The sequence below is a fragment of the Convivina praedatoris genome, from assembly GCF_933208495.1.
Classification (GTDB): Bacteria; Bacillota; Bacilli; order Lactobacillales; family Lactobacillaceae; genus Convivina; species Convivina praedatoris.
The window spans coordinates 155,554-172,318 of sequence record NZ_CAKOET010000003.1 but is presented as its reverse complement, the minus strand read 5'-3'; the positions used below and the strand labels follow the sequence as shown (position 1 = coordinate 172,318).

Annotated in this window: 19 protein-coding genes; 6 read left to right on the top strand and 13 right to left on the bottom strand. The window is 37.6% G+C overall.

The genetic code is table 11. The features are described 5' to 3' along the window. Positions 1–594: 594 nt before the first annotated feature. On the bottom strand, positions 595–1,446 hold the full coding sequence (locus M4974_RS04085) for a hypothetical protein (protein WP_248706141.1): 852 nt from the start codon (positions 1,444–1,446) through the stop codon (positions 595–597). A 1,334-nt stretch (positions 1,447–2,780) separates the two neighbouring features. Here M4974_RS04085 and M4974_RS04080 point away from each other — a divergent pair. Continuing rightward, a complete protein-coding gene (locus M4974_RS04080) occupies positions 2,781–3,608 on the top strand; it encodes an undecaprenyl-diphosphate phosphatase (RefSeq protein WP_248706142.1) in 828 nt (275 codons plus the stop codon). Between the two features lie 159 nt (positions 3,609–3,767). Here the strand turns inward: M4974_RS04080 and M4974_RS04075 are convergent, their stop codons facing one another. The 5 genes from M4974_RS04075 to M4974_RS04055 form a co-directional block, all read right to left on the bottom strand. After that, positions 3,768–4,535, bottom strand: coding sequence for a DUF4097 family beta strand repeat-containing protein (locus M4974_RS04075; RefSeq protein WP_248706143.1), 768 nt, complete (start codon positions 4,533–4,535; stop codon positions 3,768–3,770). Further along, on the bottom strand, positions 4,532–5,119 hold the full coding sequence (locus tag M4974_RS04070) for a DUF1700 domain-containing protein (protein WP_248706144.1): 588 nt from the start codon (positions 5,117–5,119) through the stop codon (positions 4,532–4,534). The genes M4974_RS04075 and M4974_RS04070 overlap by 4 nt, the downstream gene beginning before the upstream one ends. A gap of 1 nt (position 5,120) precedes the next feature. Next, positions 5,121–5,426, bottom strand: coding sequence for a PadR family transcriptional regulator (locus M4974_RS04065; RefSeq protein WP_248706145.1), 306 nt, complete (start codon positions 5,424–5,426; stop codon positions 5,121–5,123). Positions 5,427–5,547: 121 nt separating this feature from the next. Then, positions 5,548–5,877 carry a type II toxin-antitoxin system YafQ family toxin gene (locus M4974_RS04060; protein WP_248706146.1) on the bottom strand — a complete coding sequence of 110 codons (330 nt, stop codon included), beginning with the start codon at positions 5,875–5,877 and terminating at the stop codon, positions 5,548–5,550. Beyond that, positions 5,874–6,155 (bottom strand): type II toxin-antitoxin system Phd/YefM family antitoxin, encoded by a 282-nt coding sequence (locus M4974_RS04055; RefSeq protein WP_248706147.1) that lies wholly within the window; start codon positions 6,153–6,155, stop codon positions 5,874–5,876. The genes M4974_RS04060 and M4974_RS04055 overlap by 4 nt, the downstream gene beginning before the upstream one ends. A gap of 158 nt (positions 6,156–6,313) precedes the next feature. Between M4974_RS04055 and M4974_RS04050 the strand changes: the two genes are divergently transcribed. Both M4974_RS04050 and M4974_RS04045 read left to right on the top strand, forming a co-directional pair. Continuing rightward, positions 6,314–7,396, top strand: coding sequence for a serine hydrolase domain-containing protein (locus M4974_RS04050; RefSeq protein ID WP_248715772.1), 1,083 nt, complete (start codon positions 6,314–6,316; stop codon positions 7,394–7,396). Positions 7,397–7,447: 51 nt separating this feature from the next. After that, positions 7,448–8,185 carry an SDR family oxidoreductase gene (locus tag M4974_RS04045; protein WP_248706149.1) on the top strand — a complete coding sequence of 246 codons (738 nt, stop codon included), beginning with the start codon at positions 7,448–7,450 and terminating at the stop codon, positions 8,183–8,185. 39 nt (positions 8,186–8,224) lie between these two features. On the opposite strand, the gene M4974_RS04040 is transcribed toward M4974_RS04045, so the two are convergent. After that, entirely contained in the window at positions 8,225–8,470 is a 246-nt protein-coding gene (locus M4974_RS04040) for a hypothetical protein (protein WP_248706150.1), read from the bottom strand. Between the two features lie 61 nt (positions 8,471–8,531). Then, complete coding sequence (locus M4974_RS04035) at positions 8,532–9,539, bottom strand: YeiH family protein (protein ID WP_248706151.1); 1,008 nt, start codon at positions 9,537–9,539, stop codon at positions 8,532–8,534. 226 nt (positions 9,540–9,765) lie between these two features. Between M4974_RS04035 and M4974_RS04030 the strand changes: the two genes are divergently transcribed. From M4974_RS04030 to M4974_RS04020, 3 genes are read left to right on the top strand one after another with little or no spacing between them, the layout of a single operon-like run. Beyond that, positions 9,766–11,058, top strand: coding sequence for an adenylosuccinate synthase (locus M4974_RS04030; RefSeq protein ID WP_248706152.1), 1,293 nt, complete (start codon positions 9,766–9,768; stop codon positions 11,056–11,058). Positions 11,059–11,084: 26 nt separating this feature from the next. After that, entirely contained in the window at positions 11,085–12,038 is a 954-nt protein-coding gene (locus M4974_RS04025) for a GMP reductase (RefSeq protein WP_248706153.1), read from the top strand. Positions 12,039–12,090: 52 nt separating this feature from the next. Next, a complete protein-coding gene (locus M4974_RS04020; protein ID WP_248715771.1) occupies positions 12,091–12,786 on the top strand; it encodes a YjjG family noncanonical pyrimidine nucleotidase in 696 nt (231 codons plus the stop codon). 23 nt (positions 12,787–12,809) lie between these two features. Here M4974_RS04020 and M4974_RS04015 read toward each other — a convergent pair whose 3' ends face one another. The 5 genes from M4974_RS04015 to M4974_RS03995 are packed head-to-tail and all read right to left on the bottom strand — an operon-like array spanning position 12,810 to position 16,761. Further along, positions 12,810–13,490 carry a type 1 glutamine amidotransferase domain-containing protein gene (locus tag M4974_RS04015; RefSeq protein WP_248706155.1) on the bottom strand — a complete coding sequence of 227 codons (681 nt, stop codon included), beginning with the start codon at positions 13,488–13,490 and terminating at the stop codon, positions 12,810–12,812. Between the two features lie 9 nt (positions 13,491–13,499). Beyond that, positions 13,500–14,150 (bottom strand): SDR family oxidoreductase, encoded by a 651-nt coding sequence (locus M4974_RS04010; RefSeq protein WP_248706156.1) that lies wholly within the window; start codon positions 14,148–14,150, stop codon positions 13,500–13,502. A 12-nt stretch (positions 14,151–14,162) separates the two neighbouring features. Further along, the gene (locus tag M4974_RS04005; protein ID WP_248706157.1) at positions 14,163–15,221 is read right to left on the bottom strand and encodes a zinc-binding dehydrogenase; all 1,059 of its coding nucleotides are present in this window, start codon (positions 15,219–15,221) and stop codon (positions 14,163–14,165) included. 13 nt (positions 15,222–15,234) lie between these two features. Further along, positions 15,235–15,891: a nitroreductase gene (locus tag M4974_RS04000; protein WP_248706158.1), complete on the bottom strand. Its 657-nt coding sequence runs from the start codon at positions 15,889–15,891 to the stop codon at positions 15,235–15,237. Between the two features lie 21 nt (positions 15,892–15,912). Further along, a complete protein-coding gene (locus M4974_RS03995) occupies positions 15,913–16,761 on the bottom strand; it encodes an aldo/keto reductase (RefSeq protein ID WP_248715770.1) in 849 nt (282 codons plus the stop codon). Between the last annotated feature and the right edge of the window lie 4 nt (positions 16,762–16,765).

Here is a 16,765-nt window from a genome sequence, read left to right as displayed (position 1 = left end):
ATCATTTATACAAGTGACTGCCGATATTATTTCTGTGTTTCCATTTCGTGATCTAAACGTTGTTGATCAGAAAATTTTGAATCTAGAAAATCAGGAAACGACAAATATTGTTAAAAAAATTCAAACACGGTATATGCAAGAGGTGAATAAGTATGTGAAAATGAAGAAAGATTTCTTTCTTGATAGAAAAGAACGTAAAAGTCTGTTGGATGAATATGAATCAAGTATAAACAATGATTAAAATAATTTTTATTTAGTTTACATAATATATATTATCGAAAGTTAATAATGCAAAGCAGATTTCAACCCTAAAACGATATCTGTAAATAAATAGAACTCGCCAACCAATTTTGATCAATATACCAACACTAAGATTAAAACAAGGTGAACTAAAAGCACTACTCGAATTCAACAAATATCCATTAACAAAATCTAAAGAGTTATTACCTATCAAGACATTAAAAAACTTTGACAGTCATCATATCGAATATTTATCTGAAGGAGGCCTAGATCGCCAAATATATAAAATAAGGAAAAATGACACGTTAGCAAATCAATACTAACGTGTCATTTTAATATAATGAATTATGCCTACTAAAATGGGAGATCATCATAACGCTTCATTTCATCAAGCACTGACGCAACATATGAATACAATGCTTCATCTGAATATGAGTCTACCTGAAACGCGTGTCCAACTACCTCAATCATTGCAGGATCCACGTTGAATTGTTGAGGAAAATACTCTTCTAGAAGTTCTTTCATAGCTTTTCTAGAAGGTAACATCTCCTGCATAGTTGGTACGTAAGACTGAGAATTGGAATGTTTCTGTTTACTGTTATTTTGAATTAAATCAGAAAGCTCCTTCATTTGCCCACGTAAAGCATCAACATCAGAAATATTTTCCTCAGATATCTTATTATCAATATTTTTCACCGTGAAATGATCCAAAAACTTATCAACATTTCCATTTTTAACTGCATGAATCTTTTGGGCAAGTTCCTCTTGAAACCTCACAGAACCATGATAATTCAAGTTTGAAGGATACGCCAAATGCTTTATTGGACTGGTATCAAATGAATAGTCCGTCAACTCATCTTTAATTAAAATGACTGGCTTATTAAAAGCTAAACGCAGGCCTAACTCAAACATAACGTTAGGATTTTTAGAACTCACATCACAAATTACCAAATCTAAAGTAGATAAGTTAGTAACAATTTTTGAAATAATGATCCCAGAGTCATCAGATTCACTTACTAATTTCATAGGTATTTCAATTGATTGTTTTAAAAGAAAAAGCACATCTTTCCAATGTTGTTCTGTGTATACAGAGCTTCCCTTTAACTGTGAAATCGGAGCCACTATACCAATTTTAAAAGTACCCTCATTATTATTTTCTATGACGTTATTGCTTGCCTTAATATTTTCCAACTTATCTTTAACCATATCTATATCTACACCGAATTTCAACTGACTGAACAAAGAGTCCTAACGACAGCATTGCGAGAACCGAACATACACCCAATATTGACAGTAAAAAACCTTTCACCTAAATCTCTCATATCGTTTATTAGTGCTGCCTATAAACCCTTCCCCACAACCCAACATATAAGAGATTTTGATACTTCACATGCTAAATCAAATGGCTGTTACGTACACATTTCTAAACGATTCTTAATTATACAGTAATTTGAATTAAAATACTTAAGCTTAAAACCTTTTTCAATATTGTATTAAGGAACATAACAAGATGAAACAATAGACCAACACGGATATACCATCAATGACAAAAGTAATTGAAACTCATTAGTCATAGATAAAGATTGAATTAATTTACAACAAAATCATAATAATTTAAACAAACTTGAAACATAACACGAGCAAAAATTCACAGGAACCATAAAGCTTTTTTGTTTACTTTGATTATTCAGTCGCTCCCATTATATAAATAATCGCCAATAGCATTTCTAAAATGGAATTATAGGAGTTTTTTAAAATAATATTATTAACAGCTAGGTAAGTTCCGTACAACTAGCAATAATACGTAATAGTATGTTAAATCCAAATTGCCTCAATCAATGGTAGTCTCTACCTCGGCACCTGCTTTCTCATTAATCGTCTTAAAGGCGTGATCCATTCCTCAAGGAGCGTATGTACCACGAGTTTACCAGCATCGGAAGCATTAAATATCCTCGTCTGCATAATGGTTTGCCACTCCATTACACTTATGAACATTGATTGTTTTTTATTGTAGAACAGACTTTTCTCTCTGATTGAATCTACGCTTGTTTTTTTCTTTTCAAAAAGAAAAGAGGTATAAGATGCATTCATTTGCATTAGTTTTGAGTGAATATCCTATGCCTCTCTATATATAGAAAAAGCACAAGAATGTTACAGCACCATTACAAATGGCTCTATACATCTTATGATTTTTATATTACAACGAGCGGGCTTTGAGTTCCTTAACCATGTGCTGGCTTGATTCTTTAATTGAACCATTAGGTTCCACCAGTGATAACCCTGACCGGTTATTAAAAGAGCCGGTCTTTTTTCTGCCGTCCGTATTGTTATTTTCAATTATCATTTATATATAAATTCCTTTTTATATCAATAATTGAATAGTATTATATTAAACATAAGCAAAATTACGGTGCGGATACAATGACTAATACATTAGATAGTTATATCGAAAAAGAATTAACTGACCCAGGTTTTGCTGATCTTTATGAGTCGGAAACAAAACAATTGGAAAACGCTGTTACCTTAGGAGAATTTAAATAATGTTAGATATTTTAAAGGCCATTATTATTGGTATTGTTGAAGGAATTACTGAATTTCTTCCGATCAGTTCTACTGGCCATATTGATTTAGTTAGTCAATTTGTCAAAATCAACCAAAATGCTGACTTTATGTCGATGTTTGAGTATGTCATTCAATTTGGTGCCATTTTGGCCGTGATTATTCTGTACTTCAACAAACTAAATCCATTTAGTCCTAAAAAAACGACAACTGAAAAATCACAAACCTGGTCATTATGGTTTAAAGTGGCCATTGCTTGTTTACCATCTGTTATTATTGGTTTGCCACTCAACGATTGGATGGATCAGCATTTGCATACACCACTTGTTGTAGCAAGTATGCTGATTTTATATGGTATTTTGTTCATCGTCATTGAAAATTTATACCGTAACAAAAAGCCACAATTTACAAATTTTAGCTCAATTGGTTATAAAACTGCCCTATTTATTGGTGCCTTCCAAGCTCTATCAATTGTTCCAGGCACTAGCCGTTCTGGTGCTACGATTCTAGGGGCTATTATTCTTGGCGCTAGCCGTTATATTGCCACTGAATTTAGTTTTTTCTTGGCTATTCCAACCATGTTTGGTGTTTCGATTCTTAAAATCGGTAAATTTCTACTCAAGGGTAATAGTTTTACTGGAGAACAAATGTTAATTCTGGCAACCGGAACGATAGTATCGTTTGTAGTTGCGATTATAACGATAAAGTGGTTGATGAAATTTGTGCAATCACATGACTTCAAGCCGTTTGGATGGTATCGAATCATCTTAGGAGCTATTGTTTTAATTACCCTCTTCATTCAACATTAAACGCAAAAACTACTACATAACAAAAATGTAGTGGTTTTTTAAATTCATTTCCTCTGGATGGTTGTTATTGCCGTTCCATTTTACTTTATGGCTAGTCAACTTAAGTCTAAATAATAAAAAACCCCACTACGTTACGAAATGTAGTGGGGTTTTTATTATCTAAGACATGGAAATATCACCATTGTTGTTATTTATGAATAATGTTGCATTGTCGTTATTATCAATTTGATTCTTGCTGGACATGAAGTCTCCGTTAACTGTCTTGACTGAGTATGGTGGTAATTTGCTAGAACTGACATGAATATCACCATTATCATTGGAAATTTTACCGCCATCTGTTATCTCGGATTTAATGATGACATCGCCATCATTGTTAGAAACATTTGCAGTTTTCATGGAATTACCGAGCAACATAATATCACCTTCTTGACTCTTTAAAGTCACGACTGCAAGTTGACTTTCGGATAGACGAATATCCCCAGAAGTACTGCTAATGGAAAGGTTTTTATCATTAAAGCCATCCGGAATGGTTATAACAATTTGTGGAGAGTTATCGTAAAAACCAGTAATATTGATTTTTAGATTACTATTTTTAGTGGATTGGGATTGAAGTGATAAAGTTCCTGAATTTTGATCAAAAATAAGTGGTGTTTTCAACTGGGAATCATTTGACTCTATCTTAAAAGTTGATCCATGCTTAATAACTACGTCAGTATTTGCAACTGATAGTTCTATATTTTTAATTTGATCCGTACTTACCTCAGTCGGTAGGGAAATTGTTGTTAACTTCTTTTTGTGATTTTGACTATAAACAAATTTACCATCTTCCCAGGCAATATTTCCTGGCCGAGCCACACAAAAAGCGGTTGTTGCCATGATGATACCAATTAAACTCGTGGCTAAACCTGCAATCACGACTTTTTTCATTTGCTAGACCCCTCTTTTTTAAACTTGGTTTGTAAATATTTGGCAATTTTTAGGCTTAATGAAGAAATTAGTTTGATGACTGTTGGCATAAAAGACAGAATAACAGCCATTAAACCTCCAATAGCTAGGCCGATTCCTACATAAAATAGTCCACCCCAAAGAGACTGATTAATAATTGCTAGCCCGCTAACTATTGTTACTAAACTAGCAAAAATTAAACTAATCGAAACTACTATAACTGTAAAAATCAATGTTACAAGTATTATCAACGGTACAAAAACAAGTGTTATCAGAATAGGAATAGAAATTGGCAAAGAAAGAATCCCCAAAATAACAATCCAAAGCACTCGTACATCTTTGTGTTTTACTGGTTCGCTTTGTCGATCATCATGTGGATCGTTATCCATAAAATAATCAAACTTTAATTTCTGAGCAAGACTTTTGGGACTACCTAATTTAGTAACTAACTCATTTTCGTTAAAACCAGCATCTTCGATATATTCCTGATAATAATTAATGATATTGTTCTGCTCGGACTGTGGTAGCTCCCTTAAATGTCGCTTTAATTCCTCTAAATACTTCATATTATTCTCCCAAAATACTATTAATCTGAGTGGCAAATTCGTGCCAATCTTGCTTTAACTCTTTTAAGCGAACCTTTCCCTGGTCAGTTATCTTGTAGTATTTCCGACTGCGTTCTTCAAAGATAACTGTGTGAGTTTCTAGCAATTCTGCTTTTTCTAGTCGGCGTAAAACTGGATAAGTAGTCGAATCCGAGATATGTGTAATTTCTTGGATTTCTTTGGAAATTAGATAGCCATACAATTCACCTCGGTCTAAAATTTGCAGTACTACCGCATCCAAAACTAGCGTGGGTATTTTTAGTGCCATTTTTTGCTCCCTCAATATATTATATATAGTACTATACAACATATAGTACTATATATAATAAAATATGCAAAGTATTTTTCCAAAATAAAAACGATACAAATCAAATCGACTTGTATCGCGGTTATTTATGTTTTTGATTGGCATTATTAAATAAGGTTTGATGAGAACCAACTCGCACACCGACTAGAATTAATTCATCATAGTCCCAACGATAAACAACCAAAATATCATTGATATCATTGGACTCAGTCCCCCTAGACGTATCACGTAAATGAAATTCCTGATATCTACTCCAACGGCGTTGTAAGGGGTGATCGCCAAATTCTTCTGGCAAACGACCGGCTTCTAACAAAATATCAATCGCTTCCCGGACTTCATCAACAATGCTACTATCCAGTTTGGCCAAGCGTTTTAAATCATGTTCAAAAGTTTTACGAGGTTTGAATTTCATTTGAATTGATTCCAATAAGTATCATCTGATTCAACCGCCTGGGTATCATCCACAATCACACCCTGTTGAATCAACTGGTCTCGAGCGATGGCATAGTCTAATGAATCTTCCCGCGCCGAAACAGCCTTTTCCAACCAATTTAATTTTTCTTGACTGATAACAGTCGCAGTCCGACCATTCGTGCGCGCAATATAGACCGTTTCATTATCGTCGGTGACTTGATCTAAATAATCTTTAATATGTTCGCGAAAATCACTTTGAGTTAAGGCAATTGTCATGAATGCTACCTCCATTTGTATTTAGATTGTACATTATTATGTACTTAAAGTCAGTAACTAGTAAAACTAATAGCTATTTAGATTATGAATTTATCTTAATTTGAATTGTAGTATACTGAGACTTAAATGTATAAAGTTTGAAATAATAGGAAATCAAAATGATTTATCGATACATATTACCCATAATCGGATCTGTTTTAACTGTCATTCTCGTGTTGGTCTTGCTAATTGGCAAATTATGGTCTAACCCTAATTCGTCCACTAATAAATCTTCCACCCCCAAACAACAACTAGCAAAGGTAGATAATAAAGGACTTTCTGACTTACTGAAAAGTGCAAAGTTTTCTGGCGTAGCGCTGGTTTATCGACGAGATAAGATTATTTTAAATCAGGCTTATGGTTATGCGGACCAAAAAGAAAAGCAGGACAATCAAATCAGTGACCGTTACTATATTGGTTCAGCCCAAAAGTCAGTGATTGCCACCGCCGTCCTTCAGCTAGAACAGCATGGAAAATTAAAAGTAGACCAACCGATTAGTCATTACTTTTCTGATTTTCCAAATGGGGTCAACATTACTTTAAAAAATTTGCTAAATCACACTAGTGGCTTAAATGAATTAAAAGAGAATGGCAAAAGCGTTACGCCTAAAGAATTAGTTCATCAAATCATGGATGCCAATCCTAACCCGGAACCCGGTTTGTGGCGGTACTCCGACAGTAATTATGCTATTTTAGCTGACATTGTCCAGAGGGTTAGCAAGCAACCTTTGTCTGATTACGTACAAAAAAATATCTTTAATCCGAGTGGCATGGTTGATTCTGGCTTTAATCCAACTAATAAAAAGATTAATCATTTGGCGACCAGCTACCGCACCAAAGATGGTAATTTAAGTCCGGCCCGGATTCCTGATTTGTCAGAACTGTTCGGCGCTGGCGATATGTATACCAATGCCGTTGATATGTATCGATTTGATAAAGCTCTGATGCAAGGCGACCTGTTAAACGAGCAAGAGCGAGCAAAAATGTTTGATTCTGGGAGTCGTTCAACCTACGGCATGGGATTTTATGTTAACCCTAGTAGTTATTCTAGCCATGGTATTTTGGGTGGTTTCAACACAATTAACACCTTTACCCATACTGGAAAAACCTACATTGTCTTAATTACTAATACCGATCAAGTATCGGCCTTAGGCAAACTATCGGATAAAATTTATCAGTATTTGAGTCAGCAAGAGTCGTAAAAATAGAGGATATAGCCTCTATTTTTTATACAATAATTAAGAGGTATAATCATGGACAATAATATACTAATCACTGGTGGTACTTCTGGCGTAGGTTTAGCTATTGCTAGAAGCTTAGCCAGTAAACCAGTTAAGCTAATTTTATTAGGTCGAAATTCATTTCATGCCCAGATAATGATGCTCGAACTTCAAAATAAAACGGCTAATGTTTCTTACTACTTGGCTGATCTCACTGATGAATCGTCACGTCAGGAATTAATCAAGCAATTAGTTATAGATAACAAAAAGATTGATACCGTATTTGATTGTGTTGGTATTTATCCCAAAAATAAAGAAATTAATATTACAGTGAACTTAACGTCCCATTATTTCTTTTTAACCGAGTTGAATCAATGTTTAGCCGATAACAGTCGAATATTTATCGTAACCGGCTTTCCCAATGTAGTTAAATATGCACCTATTCTTGATTTTCAATCCACTTTAATTAATCGGGCACTCTGGGAAATTACCTATAAAAGTCTACTAGTTAGTTTGTTGGCTCAACAATTGGGACGAAAATCCACGGTTAACGGATTTTACCCCGGCCATATTCAAAGTAATCTGCGACCCCATTCGCAAAAAAACATCCAAAATACTTTACCAATTGCCTCATACTTACTATTTTCTAAAAAATTAAACGGCATAACGAATGCATTAATTGATTATAACGGTAAGCAAATTATGCTAAATGCCAAAAAATATAATTATAAAAAAGCATATAGATATTTGAAAAAATACTTACCCATATAATTTTTAAACTAAAAAAGCACACCCCAGGCGTGCTTTTTATTAATGACTCCATTCACTTTTTTGTCCCTCGTGATAGCCAGCATAGTAGTCATCGTCTTTTTGAGTAGTTTTGCCATGAGCTTCTTGCCATCTTTGACCTAATTCATACACTAACCTACGAAAACGATGCCGTTTCTTTCCGTCATATATATAAGATTCAGTAATACCTTCTTGAAAACCTCTCCAGTAAGAAGAATGCCGTCGAGACTTATTTTTAAAAAAATATGAATCTAAATTATTTTTCATTCCGACGCTCCCAGATAATTAAATCAACTCATACTCATATTAAAAAAATTTTGCATTTTTTTTACTTCATTTTAAAGAAAACAAAGATTAGAATCAAGGCTAAGATAACTTGAATAACACCGACCAAAGCCCCGTAAGAAATAAACTTCACACCACTCTTTTGAATGGTTGACCACTTTAGGTTTAAGCCGATTGCAGCCAAGTTAACCACCCCAAAGAAGGAAGTAATCGTGTGACATATTTGATGAATTGGCTCAGGTAAACTGATAAAAGAATTAATCAAAATTAACACAATGAAAGCTTGAATATACCAAGGTAAAAAAGTGATTTTTGCCTTACCGGTCATACCTTCTTCGTCATGGCTAGTTTTACGAGCCCAATAAGCCATACCAACTACGACTAAAGCCAACATAATCACACGCAATAATTTAAACAGGGTTGCATAAGTCACTACCTGATTATTAACCAAGGCTGCTGTCCCGACTACTTGTCCAACCGATTGAACCGTGCCACCAATTAAGGCACCAATCAGAAGGTTATTCTGACCAAAAATCCACTGACTTAAACCTGGCAATGTTAATAGTAGCAACATACCGGTTAAAGATACCGTCGCAACCGCTGTCCGACGGTCATTATCCCGTGCCCCAATCGCTGGAGCTACCGCCGCAATGGCACTACTACCACAGACCGCATTACCGGCCCCCATCAATAATCGATCAGCGATATCCACCTTGAAAATATACTTACCCAAAGCATATACAATCGTAATGACTAAAATCATGTTTAAAATGATGAAGCCGATTCCTTGCCAGCCCAACTTAGCAATCGTCTTAAGCGTCAAGGTTGCCCCTAATAAGGCGATTCCAATTTCAATGGGATACTTTTCGGCCCATTTAACGCCACTATTATATTTTTCACCACTAAAAATGGTATTACCTAATAGAATCCCCATTAACATGGCCAATCCTTCGGCCCCAATTTGTGGTAAATAATTCGCTAGAACCATGGCCACTAACGAAAGTACCAAGGCTAAAATAATACCAACCCACTGTCCATTTTTGATTTGCATATTTTCCTTCCCTTCCATATCTTATTAGTTTACCAAACTAAGGCGCTCGTGTGAAGTTGTGGTTAAAACACGAACAATATAAAATATAAAGATAAAATCTTAGCTTTTATCGAATTTTAAAATCATCAAAAACGAATATTATTAGGCTTCAACTTGCTTTCTTCCATAAAAACCTTTACAATTCATTTGGTTCAAAAAAGAAAAATAGTAGATATGAGGTAAATATATGTCGTCAATTGTAATTGTCGGAAGCCAATGGGGTGACGAAGGTAAAGGGAAAATCACTGATTTTCTTAGTCGCCAAGCTGATTTTGTGGTTCGCTACTCCGGTGGAGACAATGCAGGCCATACTTTGGTCATCGATGGTAAAAAGTTACACGTACAGTTAATTCCTTCGGGTATTTTCCTACCCCAAGTTACCAATGTTATCGGAAATGGTGTCGTAATCAATCCGGCTACCCTCTTTGCCGAACTTGATTATCTAGCACAAAACGGGGTTGATACTAAAAATCTTCGGATTTCTAGTCGGGCACAAATCATCATGCCCTATCACATTCAATTTGATGCCCTTCAGGAAAAGCTAAAGGATAACCAAATCGGTACAACTCACAAGGGAATTGGCCCAGCTTATATGGATAAGCTGGAGCGAATTGGTATTCGTGTCGCTGATCTCTTAGATCCTGAAAGTTTAAAGGAAAAGCTAGAGCAAGCCTTGAAAATTAAAAATCTTCAATTAACTAAGTTGTTTGATGAAGAGCCTCTAGAATTTCAGCCTATTTATGATCAGTACCTCGATTTCGGTCGACGAATGAAGCCATTTGTAACCGATACTTCCTATTTAATTAACAAAGCTTTGGATCAAAACAAGAAGGTCCTCTTTGAAGGTGCTCAAGGAGTTATGTTAGATGTTGACCACGGGACTTATCCCTATGTAACTTCTTCTAATCCGATTGCTGGTGGTGCAGTGACTGGAATTGGTATTGGTCCTAATCGGATTAACCAAGTCATTGGTGTATGTAAGGCCTATACATCTCGAGTAGGGGATGGTCCCTTCCCTACTGAGCTATTTGATGAGATTGGCAGCCACATTCGTGAAGTCGCCCATGAGTACGGTGTTGTAACTAAGCGTCCCCGCCGAATTGGCTGGCTTGATGCCGTTGTTTTGCGTCACGCTAAGCGAGTTTCTGGCTTGACTTATCTTTCATTGAATTGCTTAGATGTTTTGAGTGGCCTAAAAACCATTAAGATTGCTACCCAATATGAATTAGATGGCCAATTGATTGATTACTATCCTGCTAGCAATCGCGAACTAGCTCGTTGTAAGCCAATTTATGAAGAGTTACCTGGCTGGGATGAAGACATTACTGACTGCCAAACTATTGATGATTTGCCAGTCAATGCCCGTCATTACTTGGAGCGGGTGAGTGAACTAGTCGGCTTACCATTAGACACCTTTGCGGTTGGCCCAGATCGTGAACAAACCCACGTATTAAAAAACGTTTGGGATGTTACTGAATAAGCGCTGAAAAATAAAGGGGAATTTTAATGCAAGTATTTGATTATGATGATGTTCAATTGATTCCTAATAAATGTATTATTGAAAGCCGTCGAGAAGCCGATACCAGCGTAGTTTTAGGCTCTCGTAAGTTTAAACTTCCCCTAGTTGCGGCCAATATGGAGACCGTGATTGACGAATCATTGGCTACTTGGTTTGCCAGTAACGATTATTTCTATGTCATGCATCGTTTTAAGCCCGCTGAGCGTTTAAATTTTGTGGCCGATATGCATGCTAAGAATTTATTTGCTTCAATCAGTGTCGGTATTACTAAGACTGAATACCAATTGATTGATGATTTGGCCGCTAAAAATTTGGTCCCAGAATATATTACGATTGATGTGGCTCATGGGCACTCCGAATTTGTGATTGCCATGATTCATTATATTAAGGAAAAGTTACCTAACAGTTTCTTAATCGTTGGTAACCTAGGTACTCCTCAGGCTGTTAAGGAAATTGAAGCTGCTGGCGCTGATGCAACTAAAATTGGTATCGGCCCTGGTAAGGCTTGTATTACGAAATTAAAGACTGGCTTTGGAACAGGTGGTTGGCAACTGGCTGCTTTAAAATGGTGTGCTAAAGGAGCCACTAAGCCTATTATTGCTGACGGTGGTATTCGAGAAAACGGGGATATTGCCAAGTCAATTCGTTTTGGCGTAACCATGGTTATGATTGGCTCTCGTCTAGCTGGCCATTTAGAATCACCCGGTGAAGTTGTCGAAGAGAATCATAAAAAATATAAAAAATACTGGGGTTCAGCGTCTGCTGTGCAAAAAGGTTCTAGCCATAACGTTGAAGGTCGTCAGTTGTTAGTGCCCTATCGTGGTCCAATTACTGATACTCTAACTGAAATTAAAGAGGACTTACAATCATCAATTTCTTATGCCGGTGGCAAGGATCTATCGGCTATTCGTACGGTCGATTACGTTATCCTGCACTCTTAACCTAATAGGTCTAGACATGGTAAACTAATACTAAGATTGTAAAAATTTTAGGGTGGTAACAACCGTGTATAAATATTTAATTTTTGATTTAGATGACACTGTCTTAGATTTCTCAGGTGGTGAAGCCGTTAATATTCGACGACTCTTTGCAGGAATCGGCTTAACTGGAAACGAACTAACAAAGGCTATTGATACCTATCGTGGGATTAACCGCAAGCTTTGGAATCAATACGAGATGGGGAAAATTCCTCGTAACGAAATTTTTCAAGTTCGTTTTACTAAAACCTTGGAAGCCTTGAACTTGGAAGGGAGTGGGATGGATTTAGAATCCAAGTATTATGAGATGATTTTGCATAATTATCGAATTCTCCCCCATGCTAAGCATATTTTAAATGAATTGAGTCGTAGGTATACATTAATTGCCGGTACGAATGGCCAGGCGGAGCTCCAACGAATGCGCTTGAAAAAGACTGATATCGAACACTATTTTGATCAGATTTATATTTCTGAAGAAATGGGCAGCAAAAAGCCACAAGCCAGTTTCTTTGATCAAATTTTTCAAGATAATCCTGAAATGACCTTGGATAACACTATGATGATTGGTGATGGTCTCTATACTGATATTTTGGGCGGTAATAATTACGGTATCGCTACCTTGTGGATTAACCATCATGGTACCTCCACACCAGAAAACATTGACCCCACTTATGAAGTTCATACCCTTGACGAAATCATGGACATACTATAAAAGCCACCCTGCGGTGGCTTTTTTTATTGGATAGCAGCCCGAAGTAAACGAGCCGTTTGTCGTGGTGAAAATGGATTCTGTCCAGTAATAATTCGACCATCTTGAATGGCAAAAGGCTTGTAAGCTCGAGCCTTTTTGAAACTAGCCCCCTGTTCTTGGGCAACTTTTTCGTTCCAAAAAGGAATTTTTTTAAATTTACCACTTAGATATTCTTCCGTAGTGGTAAAACCAGTTATTTTTTTGCCAGCAATCAAGAATTGTCCCTGGTCATCTTGTAAGAACAATAAGCCAGCTATTCCGTGACAAACTGATGCCAAATAACCCCCTTGCTGGTAAATTGTTTGGGCGATTTGAGCTAGACCATTATCATGAGGAAAATCCCACATAACACCATGTCCGCCAGTATAGTAAATTGCAACATAATCAGCTGGGTTAATTTCAACTGGGCGTTTGGAATTCCGTAGAGCGCGATTTTGAAAATCAGTTGATCGATAATAGTCAAAAATATTTTCATCAGCGAACTTTAAACTACGGGGATCAACCGGCACATAACCACCATGAGGACTAACATAATCAAAGGCAACTTCACTATCTTTAAATTCATCAATAAATTCAGTGGCTTCGCCCAGCCAAAGCCCAGTTGCATCGTCAGCCTCTCCATAGGTAGGGACGTTGGTTAAAACAATTAAAATTTTTTGAGTCATAGTTGGTTTCTAAAATGCTTGATTAATGGGTTGGTTCCCAGCGGAAATTTCATATACCTGACGTTGTGTTTGAGGCTGGTCAATGATGGCCGTGACGAAGCTGGCCACGTCAGCACGTGGAATGGCAAGACCAGACTGATCCAAATTAAACGTCGTTTCAATCTTACCAGCACCAGCTTCGTTGGTTAGCGTCGTTGGTCGCACAATTGTGTAGTCTAAATCACTAGCCTTTAAGAAGCGGTCAGCATAATGCTTCATCATGAAATAGGTATAGATACCAGATCGAACCCAACGATTACGATCATCAGCACCTGCGGCAGAGATCATAATGTAACGTTTAACTCCGGAAACCTGCGCTGCATCCATGGACTTAATAGCACCATCTAAATCAATTTGAGTGGTTAAGGCATCACTAGCCCCACCCGCTCCAGCAGTGAAAACAATTTCATCTAAATCATGTTCTTGGTAAAAATCAGCCATATCAGTTGGTAGCGCTTGTAAGTCAAACACAACAGGCGTCACATTGTCCAACTTAGCGACACTCTCGAATTGACTTTCATGACGAAAACCAGCTAACACGTGATGACCAGCTTGAGCCAAATCACGGACTAATAGCTGTCCGACTTTTCCATGTGCTCCGATTACTAAAGTAGTATGCAAAATAATTCTCCTTTAATTTGGTAAATCAGCAGGACTCACCACAACGGCAGATTTGATGGCTTCTCGATTAACCATGGCCTGATAAGCATCATTAATTTTGTTCAAGGTAAACGAAGCGGTGAAAACTTTACCTGGATTAATTTCACCATTCAAAACTGCCCGTAACAAAACTTTCTTATCATACGTCGTCACTGAAGCGGGACCACCAGCAATAGCAATATTTTTTCTAAAGGTTGTACTTAAATCCTGATCCTTACCATGAGGAAGTCCTACTCGACCAACTGTGGCGCCCGGACGAGCAACTGCAAAGGCAGTTGCCGTTGATTGTTCAGTTCCAACGCATTCAAGCACCGCATCGGCACCAGCCCCATTAGTGAGTGCCATAACTTTTTGAACCGCTTCATCACCACGGTCGGCAATAATATCAGTTGCACCGAATTCTAAAGCCAACTTCTGCCGATCAGCATGGCGACTCATGGCAATAATGCGCTTAGCACCGCGCATTTTAGCAGCAATAACCCCACACAAGCCAACAGCACCATCACCAATAACTACGACTGTGTCTCCCTGTCCAACACGAGCAGTCCGAGCAGCATGGTAACCAGTAGGCATAACATCAGCTAAAGTTAAGAAAGAATCAATCATTGCTGGTGTATAGTCTTTTGGCTGACCGGGTATTTTAACTAGCGCCCAGTTACCATGTTGATAGCGAATGTATTCGGCCTGATTTCCAGAAGAAAAATTATCAGAATGAGATAGGCAGCTCCCCTCATACCCCGCTAGGCAAGCAGCACAGTGTCCACATCCATGGTCAAATGGCGCAATCACGAAGTCACCAGGTTTCACAGTATTGATAGCCGATCCTGCTGCCTCGACAATTCCAATGGCCTCATGTCCACCATTTTGAGAATTGGTTTGCTTGTCATCAAGACCACGATAAGCCCATAAATCTGATCCACAAACACAAGCCATCAAGACATGAATAATGACATCGTCATCTGCTTGTATCTTAGGCATTTCAACATCTTGAATTTCAACTTTACCAGCTTTAACAAAAATTGTATCTTTCATGAAAATTTCTCCGTTATTTTAAAATAGTTAAGACTTCATCCACCGGCATTCGATTGGCATGAATCTTATTGATAGCAGCAGCTTGATCGGCATAGCCCAAACCAATTCCTACAATAGGCACTTGCCCATCAGGTAGCTGTATATTAGTACGTAAAGCATCGGCATATTTCACAAATTCAAAGGCTGGAATTGAGGCAATTCCTCGATCCAAAGCAGCCGACATAATATTTTGACTAAAAGCACCCGTGTCAATGAGAGACCATTCGGAATAATTTTTAGGCAAAGTCAGGTAGACAATTGCTTGGGCATTGTACAGTTGGTCGGCAGCGGCTGTGGAAAGTTGGCGCCAATCAATGCCGACTTGCTCAATATTACCTTCAAACCAATCATCCATATTGGCTTGAGCGGCCGAATCCCACTCATTTTTAGGTCGGTATGGAATCACTGAATGACTGTGTACCTCTTGATTATGATTCAATTGGGCATGTTGCCTTCGCATTTTAGCTAATGTGTCTCCGGTAGCAATGGTTACTCGAACGGGCTGACTGTTAACCCATGAAGGTGCCTGCTGGGCTAGCTGAACAATTTGCTGTAAATCATCAAGCGCAATAGGTTGATCAGTAAAGGCACGAGTTGCGCGACGCTCTGCCAACACTTTTTGAAATTCCATGGATATCATTCCTTTAATATTTTAAATGACTGCAAGTGGTTCTTTCCGATTTGGCTTGGGAAAAACTTGATCCAAAGCGGCTAGGTCATCTGCTGCTAAAGTTAAATTACCGGCCACAATATTTTCTAACATGTGGTCTGGATTGCTAGTTTGCGGAATAGCTAAAGTCTGTTGATTACGGACAGTCCAAGCCAGTAAAATTTGATATGGTGTTACCCGATATTTACTAGCTAATGTTTGTACTGTGGGATTCGTCGCTAAATTATGATGACGCGAATCACCTGCATCAATTGGTGAATAGGCAATCAAAGGAATTTGCCGTTGATTTTGCCAAGGAATTAGGGAATACTCAATTCCTCGTTCTCCTAAATTATAGAGATCTTCATTGGCAAAAACTGTTTTACCACCTGGCTGATCCAATAATTCTTGCATATCCGCCAAATCAAAATTTGACACACCCCAGTGCCGAATCTTACCACTTGCCTGTAAAGCTTGTAATTCAGCAACAGTCTGATTTAATGGTGCCTCACCCCGCCAATGATAGAGATACAAATCCAAATAGGTCGTTTGTAATCGCGCTAAACTAGCCGTTAAAGCTTGCGATAAAGAAGGTTTCAATGCATGTTGTGGATAAAATTTAGAAATTAAAAACAGTTGCTGACGATTATAGGGGGCAATGGCATTGCCCACTAATATTTCAGAATCGCCATTGCCATACATTTCAGCAGTATCAATCACTGTGGCACCATGTTCAATCCCGGTTTGGATAGTGTCACGCTCAATTTGAAAGCGCCGATGATCACTGCCCATATGCCAAGTACCAATACCAATGTTGGGTAATTGTATGCCATTAAAGTCAATGACTGTCATATGC

Excerpts from the sequence above, each read along its gene's own strand:
- M4974_RS04085 (WP_248706141.1), bottom strand. The coding sequence starts at position 1,446 with ATGGTTAAAGATAAGTTGGAAAATATTAAGGCAAGCAATAACGTCATA.
- M4974_RS04080 (WP_248706142.1), top strand. The coding sequence starts at position 2,781 with ATGTTAGATATTTTAAAGGCCATTATTATTGGTATTGTTGAAGGAATT.
- M4974_RS04075 (WP_248706143.1), bottom strand. The coding sequence starts at position 4,535 with ATGAAAAAAGTCGTGATTGCAGGTTTAGCCACGAGTTTAATTGGTATC.
- M4974_RS04070 (WP_248706144.1), bottom strand. The coding sequence starts at position 5,119 with ATGAAGTATTTAGAGGAATTAAAGCGACATTTAAGGGAGCTACCACAG.
- M4974_RS04065 (WP_248706145.1), bottom strand. The coding sequence starts at position 5,426 with ATGGCACTAAAAATACCCACGCTAGTTTTGGATGCGGTAGTACTGCAA.
- M4974_RS04060 (WP_248706146.1), bottom strand. The coding sequence starts at position 5,877 with ATGAAATTCAAACCTCGTAAAACTTTTGAACATGATTTAAAACGCTTG.
- M4974_RS04055 (WP_248706147.1), bottom strand. The coding sequence starts at position 6,155 with ATGACAATTGCCTTAACTCAAAGTGATTTTCGCGAACATATTAAAGAT.
- M4974_RS04050 (WP_248715772.1), top strand. The coding sequence starts at position 6,314 with ATGATTTATCGATACATATTACCCATAATCGGATCTGTTTTAACTGTC.
- M4974_RS04045 (WP_248706149.1), top strand. The coding sequence starts at position 7,448 with ATGGACAATAATATACTAATCACTGGTGGTACTTCTGGCGTAGGTTTA.
- M4974_RS04040 (WP_248706150.1), bottom strand. The coding sequence starts at position 8,470 with ATGAAAAATAATTTAGATTCATATTTTTTTAAAAATAAGTCTCGACGG.
- M4974_RS04035 (WP_248706151.1), bottom strand. The coding sequence starts at position 9,539 with ATGCAAATCAAAAATGGACAGTGGGTTGGTATTATTTTAGCCTTGGTA.
- M4974_RS04030 (WP_248706152.1), top strand. The coding sequence starts at position 9,766 with ATGTCGTCAATTGTAATTGTCGGAAGCCAATGGGGTGACGAAGGTAAA.
- M4974_RS04025 (WP_248706153.1), top strand. The coding sequence starts at position 11,085 with ATGCAAGTATTTGATTATGATGATGTTCAATTGATTCCTAATAAATGT.
- M4974_RS04015 (WP_248706155.1), bottom strand. The coding sequence starts at position 13,490 with ATGACTCAAAAAATTTTAATTGTTTTAACCAACGTCCCTACCTATGGA.
- M4974_RS04005 (WP_248706157.1), bottom strand. The coding sequence starts at position 15,221 with ATGAAAGATACAATTTTTGTTAAAGCTGGTAAAGTTGAAATTCAAGAT.
- M4974_RS04000 (WP_248706158.1), bottom strand. The coding sequence starts at position 15,891 with ATGGAATTTCAAAAAGTGTTGGCAGAGCGTCGCGCAACTCGTGCCTTT.
- M4974_RS03995 (WP_248715770.1), bottom strand. The coding sequence starts at position 16,761 with ATGACAGTCATTGACTTTAATGGCATACAATTACCCAACATTGGTATT.